The 20,688-nt window shown below is 36.6% G+C and carries 17 protein-coding genes; 10 read left to right on the top strand and 7 right to left on the bottom strand.

The features are described 5' to 3' along the window. Positions 1 to 23: 23 nt before the first annotated feature. Complete coding sequence (tig, locus tag H602_RS0117425; protein ID WP_026979171.1) at positions 24 to 1,349, bottom strand: trigger factor; 1,326 nt, start codon at positions 1,347 to 1,349, stop codon at positions 24 to 26. A 113-nt stretch (positions 1,350 to 1,462) separates the two neighbouring features. Beyond that, on the bottom strand, positions 1,463 to 1,807 hold the full coding sequence (locus H602_RS0117420) for a phage holin family protein (RefSeq protein ID WP_026979170.1): 345 nt from the start codon (positions 1,805 to 1,807) through the stop codon (positions 1,463 to 1,465). Between the two features lie 99 nt (positions 1,808 to 1,906). On the opposite strand from H602_RS0117420, the gene H602_RS0117415 reads away from it, so the two are divergent. Together H602_RS0117415 and H602_RS19155 are read left to right on the top strand one after the other, a co-directional pair. After that, the gene (locus H602_RS0117415; protein ID WP_026979169.1) at positions 1,907 to 2,791 is read left to right on the top strand and encodes a WD40/YVTN/BNR-like repeat-containing protein; all 885 of its coding nucleotides are present in this window, start codon (positions 1,907 to 1,909) and stop codon (positions 2,789 to 2,791) included. An 85-nt stretch (positions 2,792 to 2,876) separates the two neighbouring features. After that, positions 2,877 to 3,122: a T9SS type A sorting domain-containing protein gene (locus tag H602_RS19155; protein ID WP_169516049.1), complete on the top strand. Its 246-nt coding sequence runs from the start codon at positions 2,877 to 2,879 to the stop codon at positions 3,120 to 3,122. A 58-nt stretch (positions 3,123 to 3,180) separates the two neighbouring features. On the opposite strand, the gene H602_RS0117405 is transcribed toward H602_RS19155, so the two are convergent. Both H602_RS0117405 and H602_RS0117400 read right to left on the bottom strand, forming a co-directional pair. Continuing rightward, positions 3,181 to 3,945, bottom strand: a complete 765-nt coding sequence (locus H602_RS0117405) for an alpha/beta fold hydrolase (RefSeq protein ID WP_026979168.1) — start codon at positions 3,943 to 3,945, stop codon at positions 3,181 to 3,183. 58 nt (positions 3,946 to 4,003) lie between these two features. Continuing rightward, positions 4,004 to 4,717, bottom strand: coding sequence for a pyridoxine 5'-phosphate synthase (locus H602_RS0117400; protein ID WP_026979167.1), 714 nt, complete (start codon positions 4,715 to 4,717; stop codon positions 4,004 to 4,006). A gap of 115 nt (positions 4,718 to 4,832) precedes the next feature. On the opposite strand from H602_RS0117400, the gene H602_RS0117395 reads away from it, so the two are divergent. The 8 genes from H602_RS0117395 to murI all read left to right on the top strand — a co-directional run bounded on the left by H602_RS0117395 (position 4,833) and on the right by murI (position 13,192). Next, positions 4,833 to 5,492, top strand: coding sequence for a CBS domain-containing protein (locus H602_RS0117395; protein ID WP_026979166.1), 660 nt, complete (start codon positions 4,833 to 4,835; stop codon positions 5,490 to 5,492). A gap of 51 nt (positions 5,493 to 5,543) precedes the next feature. Next, complete coding sequence (locus H602_RS0117390; protein ID WP_026979165.1) at positions 5,544 to 6,428, top strand: NAD kinase; 885 nt, start codon at positions 5,544 to 5,546, stop codon at positions 6,426 to 6,428. A 159-nt stretch (positions 6,429 to 6,587) separates the two neighbouring features. Then, positions 6,588 to 7,268 carry a type IX secretion system protein PorG gene (gene porG, locus H602_RS0117385; protein ID WP_026979164.1) on the top strand — a complete coding sequence of 227 codons (681 nt, stop codon included), beginning with the start codon at positions 6,588 to 6,590 and terminating at the stop codon, positions 7,266 to 7,268. 4 nt (positions 7,269 to 7,272) lie between these two features. Beyond that, complete coding sequence (locus tag H602_RS0117380; RefSeq protein ID WP_026979163.1) at positions 7,273 to 8,013, top strand: undecaprenyl pyrophosphate synthase; 741 nt, start codon at positions 7,273 to 7,275, stop codon at positions 8,011 to 8,013. Beyond that, positions 7,946 to 10,705, top strand: a complete 2,760-nt coding sequence (gene bamA, locus H602_RS0117375; protein ID WP_026979162.1) for an outer membrane protein assembly factor BamA — start codon at positions 7,946 to 7,948, stop codon at positions 10,703 to 10,705. The genes H602_RS0117380 and bamA overlap by 68 nt, the downstream gene beginning before the upstream one ends. Positions 10,706 to 10,744: 39 nt before the next feature. After that, positions 10,745 to 11,791, top strand: coding sequence for an OmpH/Skp family outer membrane protein (locus H602_RS0117370; RefSeq protein WP_026979161.1), 1,047 nt, complete (start codon positions 10,745 to 10,747; stop codon positions 11,789 to 11,791). 54 nt (positions 11,792 to 11,845) lie between these two features. Further along, complete coding sequence (locus tag H602_RS0117365) at positions 11,846 to 12,343, top strand: OmpH/Skp family outer membrane protein (RefSeq protein ID WP_026979160.1); 498 nt, start codon at positions 11,846 to 11,848, stop codon at positions 12,341 to 12,343. Between the two features lie 72 nt (positions 12,344 to 12,415). Further along, complete coding sequence (gene murI, locus H602_RS0117360) at positions 12,416 to 13,192, top strand: glutamate racemase (RefSeq protein WP_026979159.1); 777 nt, start codon at positions 12,416 to 12,418, stop codon at positions 13,190 to 13,192. A gap of 6 nt (positions 13,193 to 13,198) precedes the next feature. Here the strand turns inward: murI and H602_RS0117355 are convergent, their stop codons facing one another. The 3 genes from H602_RS0117355 to H602_RS19520 all read right to left on the bottom strand — a co-directional run bounded on the left by H602_RS0117355 (position 13,199) and on the right by H602_RS19520 (position 20,574). After that, the gene (locus H602_RS0117355) at positions 13,199 to 13,723 is read right to left on the bottom strand and encodes a gamma carbonic anhydrase family protein (protein ID WP_026979158.1); all 525 of its coding nucleotides are present in this window, start codon (positions 13,721 to 13,723) and stop codon (positions 13,199 to 13,201) included. Positions 13,724 to 13,786: 63 nt separating this feature from the next. Further along, positions 13,787 to 14,773 (bottom strand): PorP/SprF family type IX secretion system membrane protein, encoded by a 987-nt coding sequence (locus H602_RS0117350; protein ID WP_026979157.1) that lies wholly within the window; start codon positions 14,771 to 14,773, stop codon positions 13,787 to 13,789. Between the two features lie 5 nt (positions 14,774 to 14,778). Next, positions 14,779 to 20,574 carry a choice-of-anchor L domain-containing protein gene (locus H602_RS19520; protein ID WP_051224638.1) on the bottom strand — a complete coding sequence of 1,932 codons (5,796 nt, stop codon included), beginning with the start codon at positions 20,572 to 20,574 and terminating at the stop codon, positions 14,779 to 14,781. Between the last annotated feature and the right edge of the window lie 114 nt (positions 20,575 to 20,688).

Genomic DNA, 20,688 nt, shown 5'->3' with positions numbered 1-20,688 from the left:
AAATATAATCATTTTCTTAGAAATTATTCGCCGTAAGATGCAGCAACAAATTCTTGGTACGTTAATTCTTTAACGGTTGATTTTACTTTTGATTTGTAAAGTGCCAACATTTTTTCGCTCATCACTTGATCAGAAAGACGTTTTACTTCTTCTTGGTTTCCAAGAACTCGTGCAACGATTCCGTCAATGTCAGCTGCAGAAGGATCCATTTGACCAAACTGAGCCATTTGCATTTTGATCATTTCAGCTGCATATGCTTTCAATTCTTCAAAATTCATTTGCAAATTATTGCTTGACATTACTTTACTTTCGATCAATTGGTAACGCAATCCGTTTTCTGAACGCGCATATTCCACTTCTGCTTCTTCTGGCGTCAATTGTTTTTCACCTACAGTTTGGATCCATTTTTTCAAGAATTCAGCTGGCAAGTCAAATTTAGTATTGTGCAACAAACCTTCTGTTACATCATTTAAAAATTGTTGGTTGGACTGTCCTTCGAATTGCTTTTCAGCATCTTCCTTAATTTTTGCTTTTACTTCTTCCACAGAAGAAACATTTCCTTCTCCGAATAATTTATCAAACAATTCTTGGTTTAATTCAGCTGGCTCAGTTGCATTGATTTCTTCGATTGTAAAGTCTACGTCAATATCCAAACCGTGAACATCATCATGACTTACTTTCAAATACTCCATCAACTGGTGGTCATCAGCAAAAAGACCTTTAGTATTTAAAGTAACTACGTCGCCTACTTTTTTCCCTACAAATAAATCTTCTGTAGCTGCGTCTTTAAAGACATCTAAAGAAAGTGTAGCAGGATTTTCAATTTCCTTAGCTTCATTTCTGAAAGTTCCGGTAACGTCATTTCCTTTTTCGAAAGTTTCGTTAGCAGACATTTTTCCGTATTGTTTTTGCATACGAACCAATTGCTCATTCAGCATTTGATCGTCAGCAATAATTTTATACTGCGTGATTTCGCCTAAACCTTCTAAGTCGATATCAAAAGTTGGTGCAAGACCGATTTCAAATTCAAATTCAAATTTATCTGCATCCCAATCTCTGTTTTCTACTACTACAGGAATTGGATTCCCTAATAAGTCTAGCTTTTCAGCTTGCATATATTTATTCAGCTCTTCTTGAATTTTTTTATTCACTTCCTCTAATAATAAAGGCTGACGGTATTTTTTTTCAATAATTCCCATTGGAACTTCACCTTGTCTGAAACCTGGAAGATCTGCTTTTTTCTGATATTCTTTTAAAAGCGTCTCTATTTTATGAGAAAAGTGTGATTTATAAATTGAAACAGTTAGTACTGCATTTAAATCATCGGTATTTTTTCTTGTAACATTCATTGTTTTACGTGCTAAAATTGGGTGGCAAAATTAATACATTTTTACAAGCCTACCAAGTTTTTACTTGAGGTATTATCAAACAATTAACAATAGATAAATTGTCCATGCATCTGCTATTTCCGTTCTTTGGAAAAGGAAAAAACCAGCGTCTGCCCAATCGAAAGCAAGATACTAAAGAGCAACGCCGACCAGAAGTTGACTACAGAAAAACCGTCTACCAATTCATTACACAACATAATGATAATGGCATTGATAAAAAGTAGAAACAGCCCAAACGTAAAAATAGTAACTGGCAAAGTAAACAATACCAAAATGGGTTTTACAAATAAATTAAGTAGCGCCAAAACAACGGCCACAACTATTGACGTCATGAAGCTATCCACGGCAACACCGCCAAGAAAATTAGCGAGTAAAGTAACTAAGATAGCTGTAACTAGTAATCTGACAATTAAAGACATAGAAGTGAAATTATTTTATTAAAATTTACAAGAATTATTAAGTATGTATCACATTTTTCTTTAAATTTGACTACAACTTAATTTTAAACCTGCTAAATTATGAAAAAATTTCTACTCTTATCCATTTGTTTAACGGCTTTCAATGGATTCAGTCAAACATTTTGGACCGCGAAATCAACAGGCTTTTCAGAGGTAAGCCGCGGACTTGACGACATTAGTATTGTGGATGCCAATGTGATTTGGGCAAAAGCCTACGATGGAGTTACAACTACAAATGCTGTCCGTCAATTTACAAGAAGTCTTGATGGCGGAAACACGTGGACTCCGGGAACTATTAACCTCGGCACCAATCAATCCTTATTAAGCACTTCCTGCATCAGCGCTATTTCAGCAACAACGGCTTGGGTTTCTGCCTACTCCAATAATGCCAATACGGTTTTAGGAGGTATTTGGAAAACCACAGACGCTGGCGTAACATGGACCAAACAAACCACCGCTTTATTTAACAATACAGTGGATTCATTTCCGAACGTTGTTCATTTCTGGGATGCTAATAATGGCTTTTGCCAAGGAGATCCGGCAAGTGGCTTTTTTGAATTGTACACCACCACTAATGGTGGAACGAATTGGACACGTGTTTCTAGTGTTGACATTCCTAATCCACTTAGTGGAGAATATGGCTACGTTCATAATTATGAAGTTAATAGCGACATCATTTGGTTTGGAACTAATAAAGGTAGGATTTTTAAATCAACAGATAAAGGACTGACATGGACGGTTTCACAATCACCGATAACTGATTTTGGTGGCGCTACAGTTTCAGGATCTTTTGGTTTCAAAGATGCCAACAACGGATTATTAGTAAAAAAATCAACTCCACCTTTGTTATATAATACAACAAATGGCGGCACTACATGGACTGCAGTAACGTTTAACATGGACGCAAGTTCAATCAGGAACACAAGTTACAACCATAAAATTTAAAAATGCTGCAGTTGGAATTGGAGGAGGATTTACCACTTCTGCAACAGTCGGAGGTGCTTATAAATACACGGGAACACAATTGGGATTGAATGATTTTAATAATACCAAATTAGCAATATGGCCTAATCCAGCAAAAGACAACATTCAGTTTTCTGGCGCAGATATTACAGAAGTTCGTGTTTTTGATTTATTAGGAAAGCAAGTTCTTTTGCAAAACCTAAATGTAGGAACAAGTACTGTAGACATTTCCAGTTTAAAGAATGGAATATACATGGTGCAAGCTTCCGATACAAATGGAGCTACTTCTACAGTGAAACTGGTTAAAAATTAAGACCTTCCCATTTTTGTTAAAAAAGGAGTTTTCAATAGTTGAAAACTCCTTTTTTTATTTAGTTATTTAAGAACTGCATAGTTGCATCATAAAAATCAGTAGGATTTTCGGCATGAAGCCAATGACCTGCATTTGCAATAACTTCAATTTCGGCTTTAGGAAAATGTTTCTTAATTTCCTCGGTATCCGACTCTAGGATATACCTCGAATTTGCTCCTTTTAAAAACAAAGTAGGCTTTTCAAAAACTGCATCTTGCGATAACGCGTCGCCAATCATGTCTTTATTTGCGATAAACGCATTCAAATTAAATCGGTACGCCAGTTGACCTGGTTCCTTCCAATATAAACTCTTCATTAGAAATTGACGTGTGCCAAAATCTGCAATGTAAGGCGTAAGTATTTCTTCGACATCGCTCCTGCTTGGCTTTTTTGAGAAATCAACAGCAGCAAGACCTTCTAAAATTTCATCGTGATGTGGTCTGTAATATTTTACCCCAATATCCGCCACAATTAATTTTTCAACCAAATCCGGAAATTGTGTTGCTGTAAACATTGCCACTTTACCTCCCATAGAATGTCCCAATAAATAAATGGAGCTTAATTCCTTTTCTTTGCAATACTGCACCACATCGTCTACCATCATTTGATAATTAAACACTTCTGACTGCACACTGCGACCGTGATTTCTAAGATCTAGCATGTGCACTTCAAAACCGCTTTCGGCAAATTGTGTTCCTAAAGTTTTCCAATTGTCAGACATTCCCAAAAAACCGTGCATGATGACAAATGGTTTTCCTGATCCTTCTATTTTTGAATACAACATGATAATTTATGAATTATGATTTTTGATTTAGAAATTGCGAGTTACCAATAGTAATTGGTTATTTCAATTTTTGTAAATACATATTTACCACATTATCTAATCCAAGATAAAGTGCTTCTGAAATTAGCGCATGTCCAATGGACACCTCTAATAAATTGGGGATATTCTGTTTAAAAAATTGAATATTATCTAAACTTAAATCGTGACCTGCATTGATTCCTAAATCCAAGGCATTGGCTAACTTAGCCGCTTCCACATAAGGCAGAATACCTTCCTTATTACCCAAACCGTAATCATGTGCAAAAGCTTCGGTATACAACTCGATTCTGTCGGCATTAATTAACTTTGCACCTTCAATCATCTTTAAAACAGGATCTACAAACACAGAAACACGAATGTTGTTTCTATGAAATTCCTGAATGATTTCTTTCAAATAATCAGCATGTTTCATAGTATCCCATCCGGCATTGGAGGTTATAGCGTCCACTGCATCAGGTACTAAAGTAACTTGCGTAGGCTGTACTTCCAGCACCAAATCCATGAAACTACGCTCTGGATTTCCTTCAATATTATATTCTGTGGTTACAATTTGTTTTAAATCTCTGGCGTCTTGGTACCGAATATGGCGTTCATCTGGACGCGGATGAATGGTTATTCCTTGTCCGCCAAAGCGCTCTATATCTTTAGCAACTTGTAATAAATCCGGCACATTTCCTCCACGAGCGTTACGCAATGTGGCAATTTTATTGATATTTACACTTAATTTTGTCATTGGAATACTTTTTGAAGCGTTGTACATTGTTTTAACAAATACAAAAATACGAAGTTAAACGAGGCTTATTGTGCTAAAATTTGATTATTTTGCAGACAATAAATCCACAACGATTATTATGGAAATCACAGACTATATTACTAACGACTACAAGCCGTTACACTTAAATGAGCGTATTGGGAATGTTCAGGATTTTTTTGCTGACGCACCTTACAGTCATTTTCCTGTGGTAGAAGAATGGGTTTATATAGGAAGCATCGCTGCAGAAGACGTAGAAACTTATGATTTGGACAAAACAATCAATGATTACCGTTTTAATTTAGAAGGTTTTTTTGCGCGAACAACGATGGTTTGGCTGGATGTATTAGAAGTCTTTGCTCAAAATCAAAGCAACATATTACCCGTTTTAACTCCCGAAAACGCTTACGTAGGGTATTACGAAATTCAAGATGTGATCCGATTTTTAAACGACACGCCTTTTCTAAAAGAACAAGGTGGCATCATCGTAGTTGAGAAAGATGCATTGGATTATTCCATGTCTCAAATTGCCCAAATTGTGGAAAGCAATGGCGGAAAGGTTTTAGGAAGTTTTTTATCTAATTCAACCACTCAAACCGCACAAATTACAGTAAAAATTGCTTCTGGAAGCGTCAATGAAATTATCCAAACCTTCAGAAGGTACGGCTATAACATCATCTCCGAAAACAAAGAAGACACCTATTTAGAAGGCTTAAAGGAGCGATCGGATTATTTGGAAAAATATTTAAACATATAGTTCGCACTTTTTTATTACAAGACATTCTTTTTTCTCCAAATAAAACAGATTATGAAAGTTGCAATTTACGGCCAATATTATCAAAACAGTACTGAACCAATTATTCGAGACATTTTTGTTTTTTTCAATTCAAAAAACATTGAGATGGTCATTGAGGCTACTTTTTTAAAGATGCTTTATGAGAAGGAATTGGTAAAAAAAGAATATAAAACATTCAGTTCGCACAAAGAATTGGACAAAAGTTTTGATTTATTTTTGAGCATTGGTGGCGACGGAACAATATTAAGAGCAGCCACTTTAGTTCGAAAATCGGGTATACCAATATTAGGAATCAATGCAGGTAGGCTTGGCTTTCTAGCATCTGTACAAAAGGAAGATATCGCGGCTTTTTTACAAATGGTGGTTGACAAAAACTATAAAATTTCTAAACGAACGCTACTAAAAGCGAGTGTCTTTCCAAAGAATAAAGATTTGATGGACATCAATTTTGCAATGAACGAAATTGCGGTAAGTCGAAAGGACACGACTTCTATGATCACCATTGAAACCTACTTGAACGGCGAACTACTGACTTCCTATTGGGCTGATGGATTGATAATTGCTACACCTACGGGATCTACAGGATACTCGTTAAGTTGTGGCGGCCCGATACTAACACCAGACGTAAAAAGTTTGGTCATCACTCCTATTGCACCACATAATTTAAATGCAAGACCACTTGTAATTCCTGATACTACAGAAATCAAACTTAAGGTATCGGGCAGGGAACATCAATACTTGGTCTCAATGGATTCTCGTATAACATCTATTGAAAATGAATCTGTTATTACCATCAAAAAAACGTCATTTCAGATCAATATGGTGGAAATTCCGAATGAAACTTTTTTCAAAACCTTACGCACAAAACTACTTTGGGGCGAGGACAAAAGAAATTAATTCAGGATTTAATGCCTTTTTAATACTTAATCACTATTCTTTCCGTTTGATATCTATTTAAACACAACTACAAACTGTTGTAATATAATTGACATAAATACTAAAATGGTAGTCGTTTAGTAGTCAGATTTATTATATTTGCACGCTATTTTCAATTTTATGAATAGACTGATTTTATCTTTTTTAATATTAATTACCTTTTCTGCAACCGCTCAAATTCACGAAATCGGTGTTTTTGCAGGTGGAAGCAATTTTGTTGGAGACGTAGGTGAAACCACTTACATCAAACCAAACGAATTTACTTATGGCCTGATATATAAATGGAACCGCAGTCCGAGACATTCTTGGCGTGCCTCCATTAGTACTGCTAAAATTACTGCAGACGACGATCGATCAAAAGATCCGTCCAGAAAACAAAGGAACTATGATTTCGAGAATACGATAAAAGAAGTATCTTTAGGACTTGAATTTAATTTTTTCGAATTTGATTTGCATCAGTTGAAAAGGCAATTTACTCCGTATGTATTTGTAGGATTGGCCTATACGCATTATGATGGATTATTTTTTAAAGAACCCAATGTAACCAATTCGGATTCCAGTCATGGTACACTTTCAGTCCCTTTTGCTTTAGGCGTAAAATCGAATTTAACTAAAAATCTAATTGTAGGATTTGAAGTTGCCCCAAGATATACGTTTGCAGATGATATTGATGGAAGTTCCCCTAAAAATGATGAATTGCAACAATTGCGGTTCGGCAATATAAACAGTAACGATTGGTATGTTTTTTCAGGCTTTACGCTGACATACACTTTTGGTAGAAAACCATGCTTTTGTGATTAACGAAATGGATTTAAAAAACGAGATTAATAACGATAATTTACCCCAACACATTGCCATCATCATGGATGGAAATGGCCGTTGGGCTAAAAAACAAGGAATGCTTCGCGCTTTTGGTCATGAAAATGGAACAAAATCAGTGCAAACTACGGTAGAATCGTGCGCTAAAATTGGCATCAAAAATCTTACGCTATATGCTTTTTCTACGGAGAATTGGAACCGTCCAAAAATTGAAGTAGATACATTAATGAAACTACTTATTTCCTCTTTAAAGAAGGAACTTAATACATTAATGAAGAATGACATTCGTTTAAATACCATTGGTAACATTGAAAAACTGCCTTCTTCTGCCCAAAAGCAACTTTTAGAAGTTATAAATAAAACGAAAGACAATACCCGAATGACGCTCACTTTAGCATTGAGTTACGGCTCACGAGAAGAGCTTATTTCGGCAGTGAAAAAAATTACAAGTAAAGTTAAAAATAATATAATTTCAATAGACGCTATTGATGAAGCAATTATAAATGAGCATCTTTACACGCAAAATTTACCTGACGTAGATTTATTAATACGAACCAGTGGCGAACATCGAATCAGTAATTTTCTGTTGTGGCAAATAGCTTACGCAGAATTATACTTTACCGAAGTGCTCTGGCCGGACTTTACAGAACAGCATTTATATGAAGCAATTATCAGCTACCAAAAGCGAGAGCGAAGATTCGGAAAAACAAGTGAACAAATTAAATAATTTTTTAGTGTTATATAAAAGCATACCCCTATTCGTTTCGGTACTCTGTATTGGAAGTGTTTTTCAAGCAAAAGCACAAGAGCGACTTCCTTTTGACGAAGGTAAGACTTACATCTTAGCTGATATTGACGTTACTGGTAAAGTAACTTTTAATAAACAAAACGTCATCCTTTATTCCGGTTTGGAAAAAGGACAAAGCATTACTATTCCTGGAGAGGAAATCAGCAATGCTATTAAAAAATTAGGAGAAGTGCAGCTCTTTAGCGAAATTAATTTCTACATTAATAGGATTGCAGGCGATAGTATTTATTTAGAATTAAACTTAAACGAGTTACCAAAATTAAGCGACGTTAAAATTAACGGTGTAAAAAAAGGTAAAGTTGAAGGCTTGATAAAAGACAATAGTTTAACTAAAGGTAAAATTGTAAACGAAAACTTAATTACGACTACCAAAAACTATATTGAAAACAAATATAGAAAAGACGGATTTTACAATACCAAAGTAAATATTACCGTTACCCCTGATACTACTTCAGGAAATGAAGTTCGTATGTTGGTGAACATAGACAAAGGCGAAAAAGTAAAAGTATCGTCTATTGTCTTTGAAGGAAACGAGAAATTTTCTGACAAAAATTTGCGTAAAGCAATGTCCAATACCAAGCAGAAAAACTTTATTCGAATTTTAAAACGATCTAAGTATGTCAAAGATAAATACGAAGAAGATTTAAAATCGGTTGTAAGTAAGTACAAGGAAAAAGGATACCGTGACGCACGAATTTTGTCTGACACAATCATTTACAATAAAGAGAAAAACGACCTTGCTATCAAAATAAATTTAGTAGAAGGTAAGAAATACTATTTTGGCGATATTAAATTTTTAGGAAACTCGGTTTATACGGATCAAGGTTTGCGCAGTTTAATTGGAATTAAAAAAGGCGATGTATATAATGGTGTTTTGCTTGAAAAAAGAATTGCAGACAAAACAAAACCAGACGGAGAAGACATTACCAATTTGTACCAAAATAACGGATACCTGTTTTCACAAATTAATGCGGTAGAAGTACGAACTGAAAATGACACCATTGATTTTGAAATTAGAATTATGGAAGGTCCATTGGCCTATTTTAATAAAATTACAGTAGTAGGAAACGACAAAACGAACGATAAAGTAATTTACCGCGAATTGCGTACTAGACCAGGAGAAAAATACAGTAAGGAAGAATTAGTAAGAACAATTCGTGAAATCGGGGCTTTAGGATTTTTTGATCCAGAGGCGATTGATCCGCAATTTAAAAATGTAGATCCGGCAGCAGGAACCGTAGATATTGAGTGGAATTTAGTAGAAAAAGGCTCGAGCCAAATTGAACTTCAAGGAGGTTACGGTGGTGGAGGTTTCATTGGAACGCTAGGATTATCATTCAACAATTTCTCTGCTCGAAACATGTTTAAAAAGGAAGCGTACCAACCGGTACCCATGGGAGACGGTCAGAAAGTATCGTTGCGTTTGCAAGGAAGTACGTATTTTCAGACCTATAGTATGAGTTTTTCTGAGCCTTGGTTTGGAGGTAAAAAACCAGTTAGTTTTAATAGTTCATTGTCTTACAGTAAGCAATATTTAAATAATTTCAGCACGAATGATGTAGATAGATCACGTAGTTTTAACATCATCTCGTTATCTGTAGGGCTATCAAAACGATTGACAGTGCCGGATAATGACTCGTTCTTATCACAAGCGTTGAGTTTCCAATTTTATGATTTGAACAATTACAACACGGGTTTATTTACTTTTGGAAATGGATCTTCTAGAAATTTTGCATACACTGTAGGATTTACACATACCAATAAAGGTAGTAATCCAATTTACCCAATGTACGGTTCTGAGTTTAGCATTAGCGCAAAAATAACACCTCCTTATTCATTATTTAATGGTGTAGATTATGGCAATCTTGGCAACAAAGAAGAATATAAAAGATTATATGATTCTACTGAAGGTTTAGCAATAACAGATCCAGACAGTCAAGGTAAGTACCTTAAAGTAGAGTACAGCGACAGCGGAACTCCTATTTACACAAGAGTTGATAACTTTCAAGATGCGTCGGCAGATGCTTCAAAGGTCGATCAGGAGAAGTTTAATTGGTTGGAGTATTACAAAATAAAAATGAAAGCGGATTGGTATACAAAAATTTATGATAAATTAGTTCTTCGATCTTTGGCAGAATTTGGTTACCTTGGTAATTACAATAGCGAAAGAGGAGATGTACCTTTCGAACGTTTCTTTTTAGGAGGAGATGGATTGGCTAACTTTGCTCTTGATGGACGAGAAGTAATTCAGTTAAGAGGATATCCAAATCAATCATTGACACCTTATTCACAAAACATTGAAACAGGAGTTACCACTCAAGATGGAGCAACGGTTTATAATAAGTTCTCATTAGAATTGCGTTACCCAATAACATTGGCACAGCAAGCTTCTATTTACGTTTTGGCTTTCGCCGAAGCTGGAGCGGCTTATAATGGATTTAAAGCATACAATCCTTTCGAGTTAAAACGTTCAGCAGGATTTGGTTTACGTGTATTTATGCCTGCTTTCGGACTGTTAGGAATTGACTTCGGACATGGATTTGATCCACAACCAGGACAATTAAAACCAAACGGTTGGGAGACGCATTTTATCATCGGACAACAGTTCTAAAAAAAAGTGGCACGGTATTTTCTAATAAATTAATAAATTATGAAGAAACATATAATTTTAGTGATTTTGTTTGCATTCACTTGCAGCATACAAGCCCAAGTGGTTCGTGGTTTGCGTATTGGATACATTGACATGGAATATATTCTGCAAAATGCGCCTGATTATACAGAAGCCAAAAACGCATTAGAGCAAAAAGCCCAGAAATGGAAACAAGAAATCAGTGCAAAAACTACTGAAATAGACAAACTGAAAGAATCGCTTAAAACGGAACGCGTACTTTTGACCAAAGAATTAATAGAAGAACGCGAAGAAGAAATTCTATTTCAAGAGAGTGAATTGATGGCTTTTCAAGAAAAGCGATTTGGTCCAAATGGTGATTTGATTGTACAAAAAGCGGTATTGGTTAAACCTATACAAGATCAAGTTTTTACAGCAGTGCAAGATATTGCGGAGCAAAAGAGATATGATTTCGTGTTTGACAAGTCGTCTGATCTAACAATGATATTTGCTGCAAAGCAATTTGACATTAGTGATTTGGTTGTTCGAAGATTGAGTAGAACATCTAAGAGAAGTCAGTTGAGCAAAAGCGAATTGAAGGAAGAAGCAATTAAGGAATATAAAGAAGATGTTGAGGATGCCAATTCTGATTTTGCCATACGAAAAAAGATTTTGGACGATAAGAAAGCAGCAAGAGACAGTTTAATTAGCGCTAAAGCCGCTGATCGTGAAAAGCTTTTAGCTGATCGTAAAGCTGCAGCAGATGCTAAACGTGCAGAAGCTGCCGCAAAGAGACAAGCTATTATTGACAAAAGAAATGGAGTAACAATACCTGCAAGTCCAGCAAATAAACCGGAAGAAGAAACTTCGGCTCCGGAAGACAAAGCAGAAAAAGCTCCGACTGAAAATAAACCATCGGCAGCCTCTGTAAAAGAAACGCAGCGGAAGGAAGCAATTGCTGCAAAGAAAAAAGAAATGGATGAACGACGCCAAGCTTTAGCTGATAAAAAAGCAAAAACCATTAAAGATCGAGAAGACGCAAAAAAGGCAAAGGACAGTACCACTACACCTACGCCACCAACGAAATAAGTAACAAACAAGAATAGAAACAAAAATTAATTAATTACTTTAATATTTATAATGATGAAACAATTGAAAACCTTACTACTTGCCGCTGTTTTGTTTTTTGGAGCCAACCAAGTAAACGCTCAGTCAAAAATAGCTCACGTAAATGTTGAGGAACTTATGACTAAAATGCCAGCTGTGCTTGATGCACAAAAACAGATTGAAAAAATCACTAAGACGTACGAGGCTGATTTTACAACAATGAGAAATGAATTGCAAACGCGTTTGCAAAAATATGCATCTGAGTCTGAAACTGTATCTGAAGCAATCAATTTGGATCGTCAGAAAGAAGTAGAAGACATGGAAAAAAGAATTCAGGAATTTGGTCAGACTGCTCAAAAAGAGTTGCAAACTAAACAAATGGATTTGATGAAACCAATCCAGTTAAAAATCAAAACGTCGATTGAAAAAGTAGGTCGTGCTAAAGGTTTCCAATACGTTTCAGATTCAGCTAGTTTTATCTATGCAGACGGAACGGATCTTACCGCAGATGTTAAAAAGGATTTAGGTTTTTAATATTTACATTATCACATACAATCACTGCTCAAGTTTTAAATAGCTTGAGCAGTTTTTTTTTATATTTGCTTCATGACAAATGATAATCCCATTGGACTTTTTGATTCTGGAATTGGCGGCACTTCTATTTGGAAAGCCATACATCAACTTTTGCCCAATGAAAGCAGCATTTATCTAGCCGATAGCAAAAATGCTCCTTACGGACAGAAATCAAAAGAGGAAATTATCGCCCTAAGTTGTAAAAACGTAGAATTACTTTTAGAGCGCGATTGCAAATTAATTGTGGTAGCTTGCAATACTGCCACCACTAATGCAATAAAAGAATTACGCGCTCAATATAATGTTCCCTTTATCGGAATTGAACCTGCAATTAAACCTGCTGCACTCAAATCTAAAACCCAAACGATTGGCATCTTAGCCACAAAAGGAACTTTGAACAGCGCACTTTTTAACGAAACGGTCTTGAAATACCAAAATGTAAAGATTGTAGAACAAGTCGGTTTTGGCTTGGTTCAACTAATTGAAGACGGAAAAATAGATTCAGTGGAAATGTATGAATTGCTTAATTCGTATCTTCAACCCATGATGGATGCCAATATTGATTACTTGGTTTTAGGCTGTAGTCATTACCCTTACTTAATTCCGCAAATCAAAAAGATTTTACCAAAAACCATTCAAATCATTGATTCTGGAGAAGCAGTAGCTAGACAAACTCAATTCATTTTAGAATCAAAAATTGGCTTCAGCGCCTCTAAGACGCCGTACCATCAATTTATAACCAATAGTAGTTCCGATGTCTTAAAAGCAGTTCTGATCCATTCATATGACGTTATAGAAAGAGATTGTTAATTTTAATTACTCTTCCGCAACTTCCTTAAACCAACTGGAATACATTACATAATTAGTGGCTATACGATCAATTTCTCCAGCAAAATTTGATTGGTTGATTTCCTTTACCTTTTTGGCTGGAACGCCTGCATAAATCACACCCGATTCCACCACTGTATTCTGAGTAACCACAGCTCCCGCAGCAATAATTGAGTTGCTTTTTACCACACAATTGTCCATTACGATGGCACCCATTCCAATTAGCACATTATCTTCGATTGTACAACCGTGTACGATGGCATTGTGACCTATAGAAACGTTATTTCCAATTACAGTAGCGTGCTTTTGATACGTGCAATGGATTACCGCTCCATCTTGGATATTTACTTTATTACCAAATGATATTTGATTCACATCGCCACGAATAACTGCATTGAACCACACACTGCATTCGGATCCAAAAGAAACATCGCCCACAATTGTAGCATTTTCTGCTACGTAACAATCCGAAGGAATACTAGGCGACTTGCCATTTACTGCTTTTATAACCATACTAATTTGAATTAAAAAAGTCCCGCCAAATAGCGGGACTTTACATTATAATAAAATAAATTCTTAATTAATTGCAGGACAATTACAATCCCACTTCTCTCTTTTACAGAATAAATTGATCCCTAAAGTAATTTGGTGAAAACCACCTTGGTCAAACTTTACATCACCAACTAAGTGTGAGTATGTATAAGCAAAAACCAGGTTTTTATAATTCAAACCAACTATAGGTGTGATGTATTGTAAACGCTGTGTTTCTACTGTTCCATTATCTAAGTATTGCGTAGCATCGAAACTTCTTCTGTAAGACAATCCACCCCAAAGTTTTCCAAAGTCAAAATCTTTGTATAATTTAAGATTTAAATCAACTAATTTTTCTTTGGTCTGATCTGTATAGGCAAACAAAACAGAAGGTTCCCACTGCAATTTTTCACTATCACCAAAAACATAACCAGCACTCAAAATGTATTTTCTCAAGTTATCCGATTCTACTTCTGTGTAAATATCTCTTTTACTAGCCAAAACATTTTTTACAGTAAAGTGTGTGTAAAACTCCAAATAATTATAAGATGCACCTATATCTACATTGAAGTAAGAATCCTTTTGAATGGCGCCATCCACAATTGGATCGAAACCTTCAAATTCACTTTGGTCCAATTGGCTTTGTACTAAACCAGCACTCATACCAAATGAAAGTTGATTCAAATCCACATCAGATCTAGAAAACATAATATGGTGTGCATAAGTCACTTTAAAACCTCTTTGAGAGTGGTATCCATTCTCATCGTTGAACAAAATAATTCCAGCTCCAGATTGATCTCCGATTCGTCCATTGAAACTGGCCGTCTGCAACGCAGGTGCGTTATCATTTCCAAACCATTGCTGACGAGCCGTAACCCGCACTTTTGCACAGTTTGCTGCTCCAGCCATTGAGGGATGGATTAAATAGTAATTATCTGACAAATAATCAGAATATAATGCTATTCCTTCTTGCGAAAATGAAATCTGTGATATGAACAATAATAGTACTAAATATCGTTTTTTAAAATTCATTGGGGTTAACGTTTTAATGAAAAATGTGCTCTAAACTCTTTATTTATAGTATCTTCTTGGTAATTTAATGTAAACCAATAATCTGTAGCAGGAAGTTGTTGACCGTTATAGGTTCCGTCCCACCCTGATCCTGACGCAGTCATCTCTTTAACTAATTTTCCGAATCGGTCAAATATATAAATTTTTGTGAAAGAAATACCATTTATTGACGGAATATTCCATGTATCATTTATTCCATCGCCATTTGGTGTAAAGTAACGTGGGTAATCTACAATCAGTACTTGTTTGGTCAAGACATCACAAGCTTCTGGATCACGAACTGTAATTGTATGCGTTCCTGCTGAAATGTTGTCAAAAATGTTACTTTCTTGGAAAGGACCGAAATCCAATTGATACTCGTAATTTCCTGCTGGTGATGCGGTAATAACCACTGTTGGATTATTTGCAAAGAAACCACTTACCGTATAATCAAAATCTGTTGGAGGGGAGGATTCACCCACGGTGGCAAAGGCTGTAGCTTGACATCCTGTGATGATATTTGTAATAGTTACACTGTATTGACCTGCTACACTTACATCGTAGAAACTGTTTGTTGCCAAAGGTATGATTCCGCTAACATCAGACCATTCAAAGGTGAATTCTGCTTCGTTTAATCCTGTGTTTAACAAGTAGTTTCTTGTTGTTGCCAATGTTATTAGATCTACACAAATTTTACCGTCTTCCAACGCTACTTTTGGTAATGGATTTACATTGATGGTTACTGAACCTACTAACGCTTGTGAACATGCGTCTGCTCCTGTATAAGTTACACTCACTAATGTGTAAACCGTTGTTTTATTTAAAATTCCAGTAGGCAAAATCGTATTTCCTGCTCCATTTAATGTAATGGTTTCTTGACTTCCACCGTTTATAGTATAAATTACTACTGCTCCAGCTGTTCCTGTAAAAAGAACTTGTGTACTTTCTCCTGCACAAATAGTGGATGGATTTCCAGCTGCGATGGTTGCAAAAGGTAGCGGTTTAACTAATAAGGTTACTGTTGTAGTTTGAATATCTGGACAAGATGCACTTGTAATGACGCAATAAAAATCACCGCTGTCTGCTTCCGTTGCGTTTGCAATACTGTAGGTACTTGCCGTTGCTCCTGCAATTGCTGTGGTTCCTTTGAACCATTGGTAGGTCAAATTAGTTCCTGTTGCCACTACATTAAAAGTAGCTGTTTGTCCTACACAAATTTCTTTATCCTGTGGTTGATTTGTAATTGCTGGCGCTTGGTTTACAACTACTACAGCAACCTCTGAAGTAATTGTTCCACAAGAAGCTACTGTTACTTGACACGTATAGTTTCCTGAATCTGCTACTATTGATGACCCAATCGTATAAGTCGATGCCGTTGCTCCAGGGATTGCTGTTGCTCCTTGAAACCATTGGTATGTTACTCCTGTTCCACCATTAGTAACGATACTTAACATTACTGGCGTTCCTGAACAAACTGTCGTATTAGGAACGGGCTGTATCGTTATTGTTGCCGGTTGGTTCACTACTATGGCAGCTGCCGATGAAGTAACTGCTGGGTTACAAGAACCGCTCACTACTACGGTATAGTTTCCTGCTTCAGCTAAACTCACTGATGCATCTGCATACGTTGACGTTGTTGCTGCTGGAATCGCTATTCCGTTTAAAAACCACTGGTACGTTAATCCTGTTCCTGTAGTTGTAACACTTAAATTGATTCCCGTTCCTTCACAAATAGTACTTCCTACAGGTTGGGTAACAATTGCTGGTAAAGTATTTACAATCAATTCTGATGTGGTAGTTGTTACTACTTGACATGGATTTGTAATTACACAAGTGTAAATTCCTGCATTTGCTGGTGTTGCAGTTGCAATGGTTAAAGTTGAACTTGTTGCTCCTGCAACTGCTGTAGCTCCTTTAAACCATTGGTATGTCAAGTTAGTTCCTGTTGCAGTAACACTGATGGTAACTAAATCTCCTTCACATACTGTTTGAGAAACCACGGGTGGAACAGTGATTATTGTTTCTTCTGTCATAACTAAAACTGCTGGATCAGAAACAACTTTTGTTCCACAAGTTCCTGATACTTCAACGGTATAATCCCCATCATTTGCTGTAGCTAAAGTTGCAATTGTATATGAAGCATTTGTTGCTCCTGCTATTGAAACTCCATTAAAAAACCACTGATACGTTAAATTAGCTCCTGTTGCCGCTACCGTAAATGTTACGGATTCTCCAACACATTTTGTAACTCCAATCGGTTGTACTGTGATTGCTGGATTTTTGTCAATTGTAATAGGAACTGTTCCAGATAGAGTGTTTGAACAAAGAACTGTATTGGTTACTTCAATTTTAATTAAAGTAAAGGTCGTATCTACAGAAAGAAAATCTGTTGTTACTGTTGCAGTTCCTGTTGCATTTAATACTACTGTAAATTCAGTGGTTCCATTGCTATAGGTTACCGCTGCATTTGGCGTTCCTATGAAATTCAAAATCGCCGCTGTTCCTTCGCAAACTGATGCTGTTGTTGCCGTAAATGTTGCCGTTGGCAAAGCATTAACCGTTAGATTTGCTGTTTGTCCTGTAATTGCATCTGAACATGGAGGCGTACTGTTGCTTACTACATTTGTCAACTCATATGTAAATGTAGTTGTTGCAGTAACTGTTTGTACTCCTGTTAGAATCGTAGCTGTACCAGCTGCACCTATAAGTACCGTTGGTTGCACTACACCATCTTTTGTATACGTTACTGTTGATCCAGGTGTTCCTTGAATCGCTAAACCAGTTTCTGTTCCTGAACAAATTACTGCTTCCGTAAATCCGACTATTGTTGCAGTTGGCAATCCTACCGAAATTAATATCGATCCAGTTAGATTTGCTGAACAAGCCGGTACGGTTGTCCCTATTACACTTACCAAAGTAAATGTAGTATCAGTAGCTAAAACTGACGTTAAATATTGGCCACTTCCACTTCCGTCAATAGTAACTTGATACGTAGTGGCACCATCTGTAAAGCTAATGATCGCTCCAGGAGTTCCACTGAAAATTATAGTAAGGGAAGAATTAGTACAAATTGTAGAGGAAACCGACACAAAATTTGCTGTAGGTGTCGGATGTACAACTATAGTAGTAGTGGAAACGTCAGAACTCGACCCATTTAATGATGCAACTACACTATAAATATAAGATCCCGCAGCTCCTGGAACGGGCACGTTCATAGGGAATTGCTCTGATGAAATAACCACTCCATTGTAGTCTTTCCATTCGTATGTAGCACCTGCTCCTGCAGGTGTTGCAGATAAGCCAAATGTAAGCGTTCCTTGACACACATTTCCGGAGTTAGAAGCAACCGTTGCCAAGCAATCGTCTACTATTACTGTTGTTGTAGCCGTAAATGGATCACATCCTGAGGCATTAAAAATGTAAGAAACTAAATAGGTTCCAGCAGAACTTGTAGTTAAGTCTAGTGCTCCAGTATCAGGATCAATAGTTAATCCAGCTGGTTCAGCAGAATAGGAACCTCCTGCACTTAAGTCAAGCAAAGTCGGCAGTAAATTATTATTTGAGTTTATACAAAAACCGGGCTCACCATCATCATCTGCATAAGAGAACGCACCTGATGGCGCTGCCGTTAAAAATAATTTAAATGTTTTGATTGGATCACAATTTCCACCTGAGAAAATATTGACCATTTTCATCCAGATTTGTTGTCCATCTATACCGGGATAAGCAGCTACCTGACTTGATGGAATTGCAACACCAACGGGATCTTGCGCAGCAGCCAAACTAGTATAGTAATATGTGTCAAAATCATTTACATCATATGCAGCCATAACTATTGGCGCATTTAAAGTCAAATTAAAAGTTGGAGTTGCAGAGTTACAAACATACAAGTCATCCGCGTCTTCCATTAAAGGAAAATCAGTAGGTTTGAATTCAATAATTACATCATCGCTTTGTTGACATCCATTTCCGTAAGAAAAAATAACTGTGTACGTTCCAGCTTCAGTAACTTCCAAATTATAACTGGTTGCTCCTGCAATTAGAACGCCATCTTTAAACCAAGAATAGGTTACACCCGCTACGGGTCCTGTACCAGCTTGAATCATTTGTGGTGCTCCTTCACAAAATGCTTCATCACCTGTAAATTCGGTTCCAGAAGTAAATATTCCAGTTCCCGTAATCCTTGGGCCACCGATTACAAAACTTCCTGCTTCTAAAAAAACTGCGCTATCAAAAGCTGTATCATTGTGATCCGCTATCACCAATTTAATACTGTATTCTGTTCCTGGTATAACATCTGCTGAAGCGGTCATGGAAACCGTTTGGCCTCTCATATTTATAGCAGAACTCGCAGGTCCAGCATTAGGACCCGTTCCAGTCGCGTTGAAACGTTCAAAGAATAGAGGATTCACACTACTACAGCCCCCATTATTAGCCGCATCACGGATCGTAACTACAGAAACTCTTGTTCCATTTGGATTTGCAGCGTTAACCGAACCTGGCACAATTGCTAAGTTGCTAGAAACTCCGGTACTTAAATTTGTTAATATGAAGGCAAAAGTATCTCCAAAACTACATTGGAAGGTACCATATTCATTTGAAGCAAATAAGAAATTAAAACTGAAATTTTGAACAGTTGGCACAAAATTGAATTTTACAAAAGACCGATCTCTTGAAGATGAGTTACCGTTGATTACATCAAGATCTGGATCAGATTGATTAGATCCAGTGCTACCGGTTGAAGCTCCGGTATATTTACCTTCGGTAAAACTTGCATTCCCAGAACGGATTATAATTCCTTCCTTAAATGGAAAGTTAGAGTTATTTCGTTTAAAGGCTCCAAAACCTGCTGCAGCTGCTGCATTTGTAGTTGCAGACGAGGTGAAATTTGACAATTGAACGCAAGGTTCATTAATCAATACGTCTTTAATAAGTTGTTGTGTAGTATACGTACTACTATCAATTGTTACAAAATCCGGTAGCGGCGTATCCACATCAATACAAGCAGGACAATTGATCTCTGGATCTGTTGTACCACTGCTTACAATAACTTGATTTATTAAATTTCCTGAATAATTAGTAGGAACTGCAATAGACACATTATACGTCAACGTTTCACCAACAGGCAAAGCAGGAACGGTCTGATTTAAAGCTCCTGTTCCCGACGCACCCGTACTACTTGTCCATGACATTTGAGAAGGGTTCAATCCCACTGGGATGGCATCACTTACATTTACATTAACAGCATCACTTGGTCCAATATTGTTAACCGTGATTACGTATACGGTTGTTTCTCCAACTAAATATTGGGTTTGATTGTTTGTTTTAACTGTTACCAAGTCTGCAAACGGAGTTGGCGTATCAGTATCTGTACAGGCAATACAACTCGGATCTGGATCCGTTGTCGTACTACTTGTGGAAACTTGGTGTACTAAATTTGTAGTCTGACTAAAATTGGATGGGACAGGAACGTTTACGGTATAGATTACAGTGGATCCGACCGCCATCGTAGCAATTGTTGCATTTAAAATTCCAGTTCCCGACGTGCTGTTGTTTCCAGACCAGGTAACATTTGCCAAATCAATACCTGCAGTTAAAGTACCTTGAACCACTAAATTTTCGGCAGCCATTGGACCATTATTGGTTACTGTTACCGTGTAGACCCTAGCTACACCTGGAATAAAAACAGTAAATCCATCGGTATTGGTCACCGTTATGTCAGCTTGCGAGAAGCTTACATAGGAAGAAATTAATAATAAAAATAGAAGTAGAATTCTTTTCATAAAAGTCAAAATTTAGAAGGAGAACAAAAAATACTCAATACGTTTAAAAATATGTTAATTAAAGTATTAAAATCCAAATATAATATTTCGTGTAAGATAACTTTGTTAAATTCG

This window comes from Flavobacterium tegetincola DSM 22377 (assembly GCF_000425485.1).
Taxonomy (GTDB): domain Bacteria; phylum Bacteroidota; class Bacteroidia; order Flavobacteriales; family Flavobacteriaceae; genus Flavobacterium; species Flavobacterium tegetincola.
This window is presented reverse-complemented; position numbering and strand designations above follow the sequence as displayed.

What these genes read in the sequence shown, in the direction of transcription:
- porG (WP_026979164.1), top strand. Translation starts at nt 6,588, where the DNA reads ATGAATAGACTGATTTTATCTTTTTTAATATTAATTACCTTTTCTGCA.
- H602_RS0117390 (WP_026979165.1), top strand. Translation starts at nt 5,544, where the DNA reads ATGAAAGTTGCAATTTACGGCCAATATTATCAAAACAGTACTGAACCA.
- tig (WP_026979171.1), bottom strand. Translation starts at nt 1,349, where the DNA reads ATGAATGTTACAAGAAAAAATACCGATGATTTAAATGCAGTACTAACT.
- H602_RS19520 (WP_051224638.1), bottom strand. Translation starts at nt 20,574, where the DNA reads ATGAAAAGAATTCTACTTCTATTTTTATTATTAATTTCTTCCTATGTA.
- murI (WP_026979159.1), top strand. Translation starts at nt 12,416, where the DNA reads ATGACAAATGATAATCCCATTGGACTTTTTGATTCTGGAATTGGCGGC.
- H602_RS0117400 (WP_026979167.1), bottom strand. Translation starts at nt 4,717, where the DNA reads ATGACAAAATTAAGTGTAAATATCAATAAAATTGCCACATTGCGTAAC.
- H602_RS0117420 (WP_026979170.1), bottom strand. Translation starts at nt 1,807, where the DNA reads ATGTCTTTAATTGTCAGATTACTAGTTACAGCTATCTTAGTTACTTTA.
- H602_RS0117415 (WP_026979169.1), top strand. Translation starts at nt 1,907, where the DNA reads ATGAAAAAATTTCTACTCTTATCCATTTGTTTAACGGCTTTCAATGGA.
- H602_RS0117350 (WP_026979157.1), bottom strand. Translation starts at nt 14,773, where the DNA reads ATGAATTTTAAAAAACGATATTTAGTACTATTATTGTTCATATCACAG.
- H602_RS0117365 (WP_026979160.1), top strand. Translation starts at nt 11,846, where the DNA reads ATGAAACAATTGAAAACCTTACTACTTGCCGCTGTTTTGTTTTTTGGA.
- bamA (WP_026979162.1), top strand. Translation starts at nt 7,946, where the DNA reads ATGAAGCAATTATCAGCTACCAAAAGCGAGAGCGAAGATTCGGAAAAA.
- H602_RS0117380 (WP_026979163.1), top strand. Translation starts at nt 7,273, where the DNA reads ATGGATTTAAAAAACGAGATTAATAACGATAATTTACCCCAACACATT.
- H602_RS0117405 (WP_026979168.1), bottom strand. Translation starts at nt 3,945, where the DNA reads ATGTTGTATTCAAAAATAGAAGGATCAGGAAAACCATTTGTCATCATG.
- H602_RS0117355 (WP_026979158.1), bottom strand. Translation starts at nt 13,723, where the DNA reads ATGGTTATAAAAGCAGTAAATGGCAAGTCGCCTAGTATTCCTTCGGAT.
- H602_RS0117370 (WP_026979161.1), top strand. Translation starts at nt 10,745, where the DNA reads ATGAAGAAACATATAATTTTAGTGATTTTGTTTGCATTCACTTGCAGC.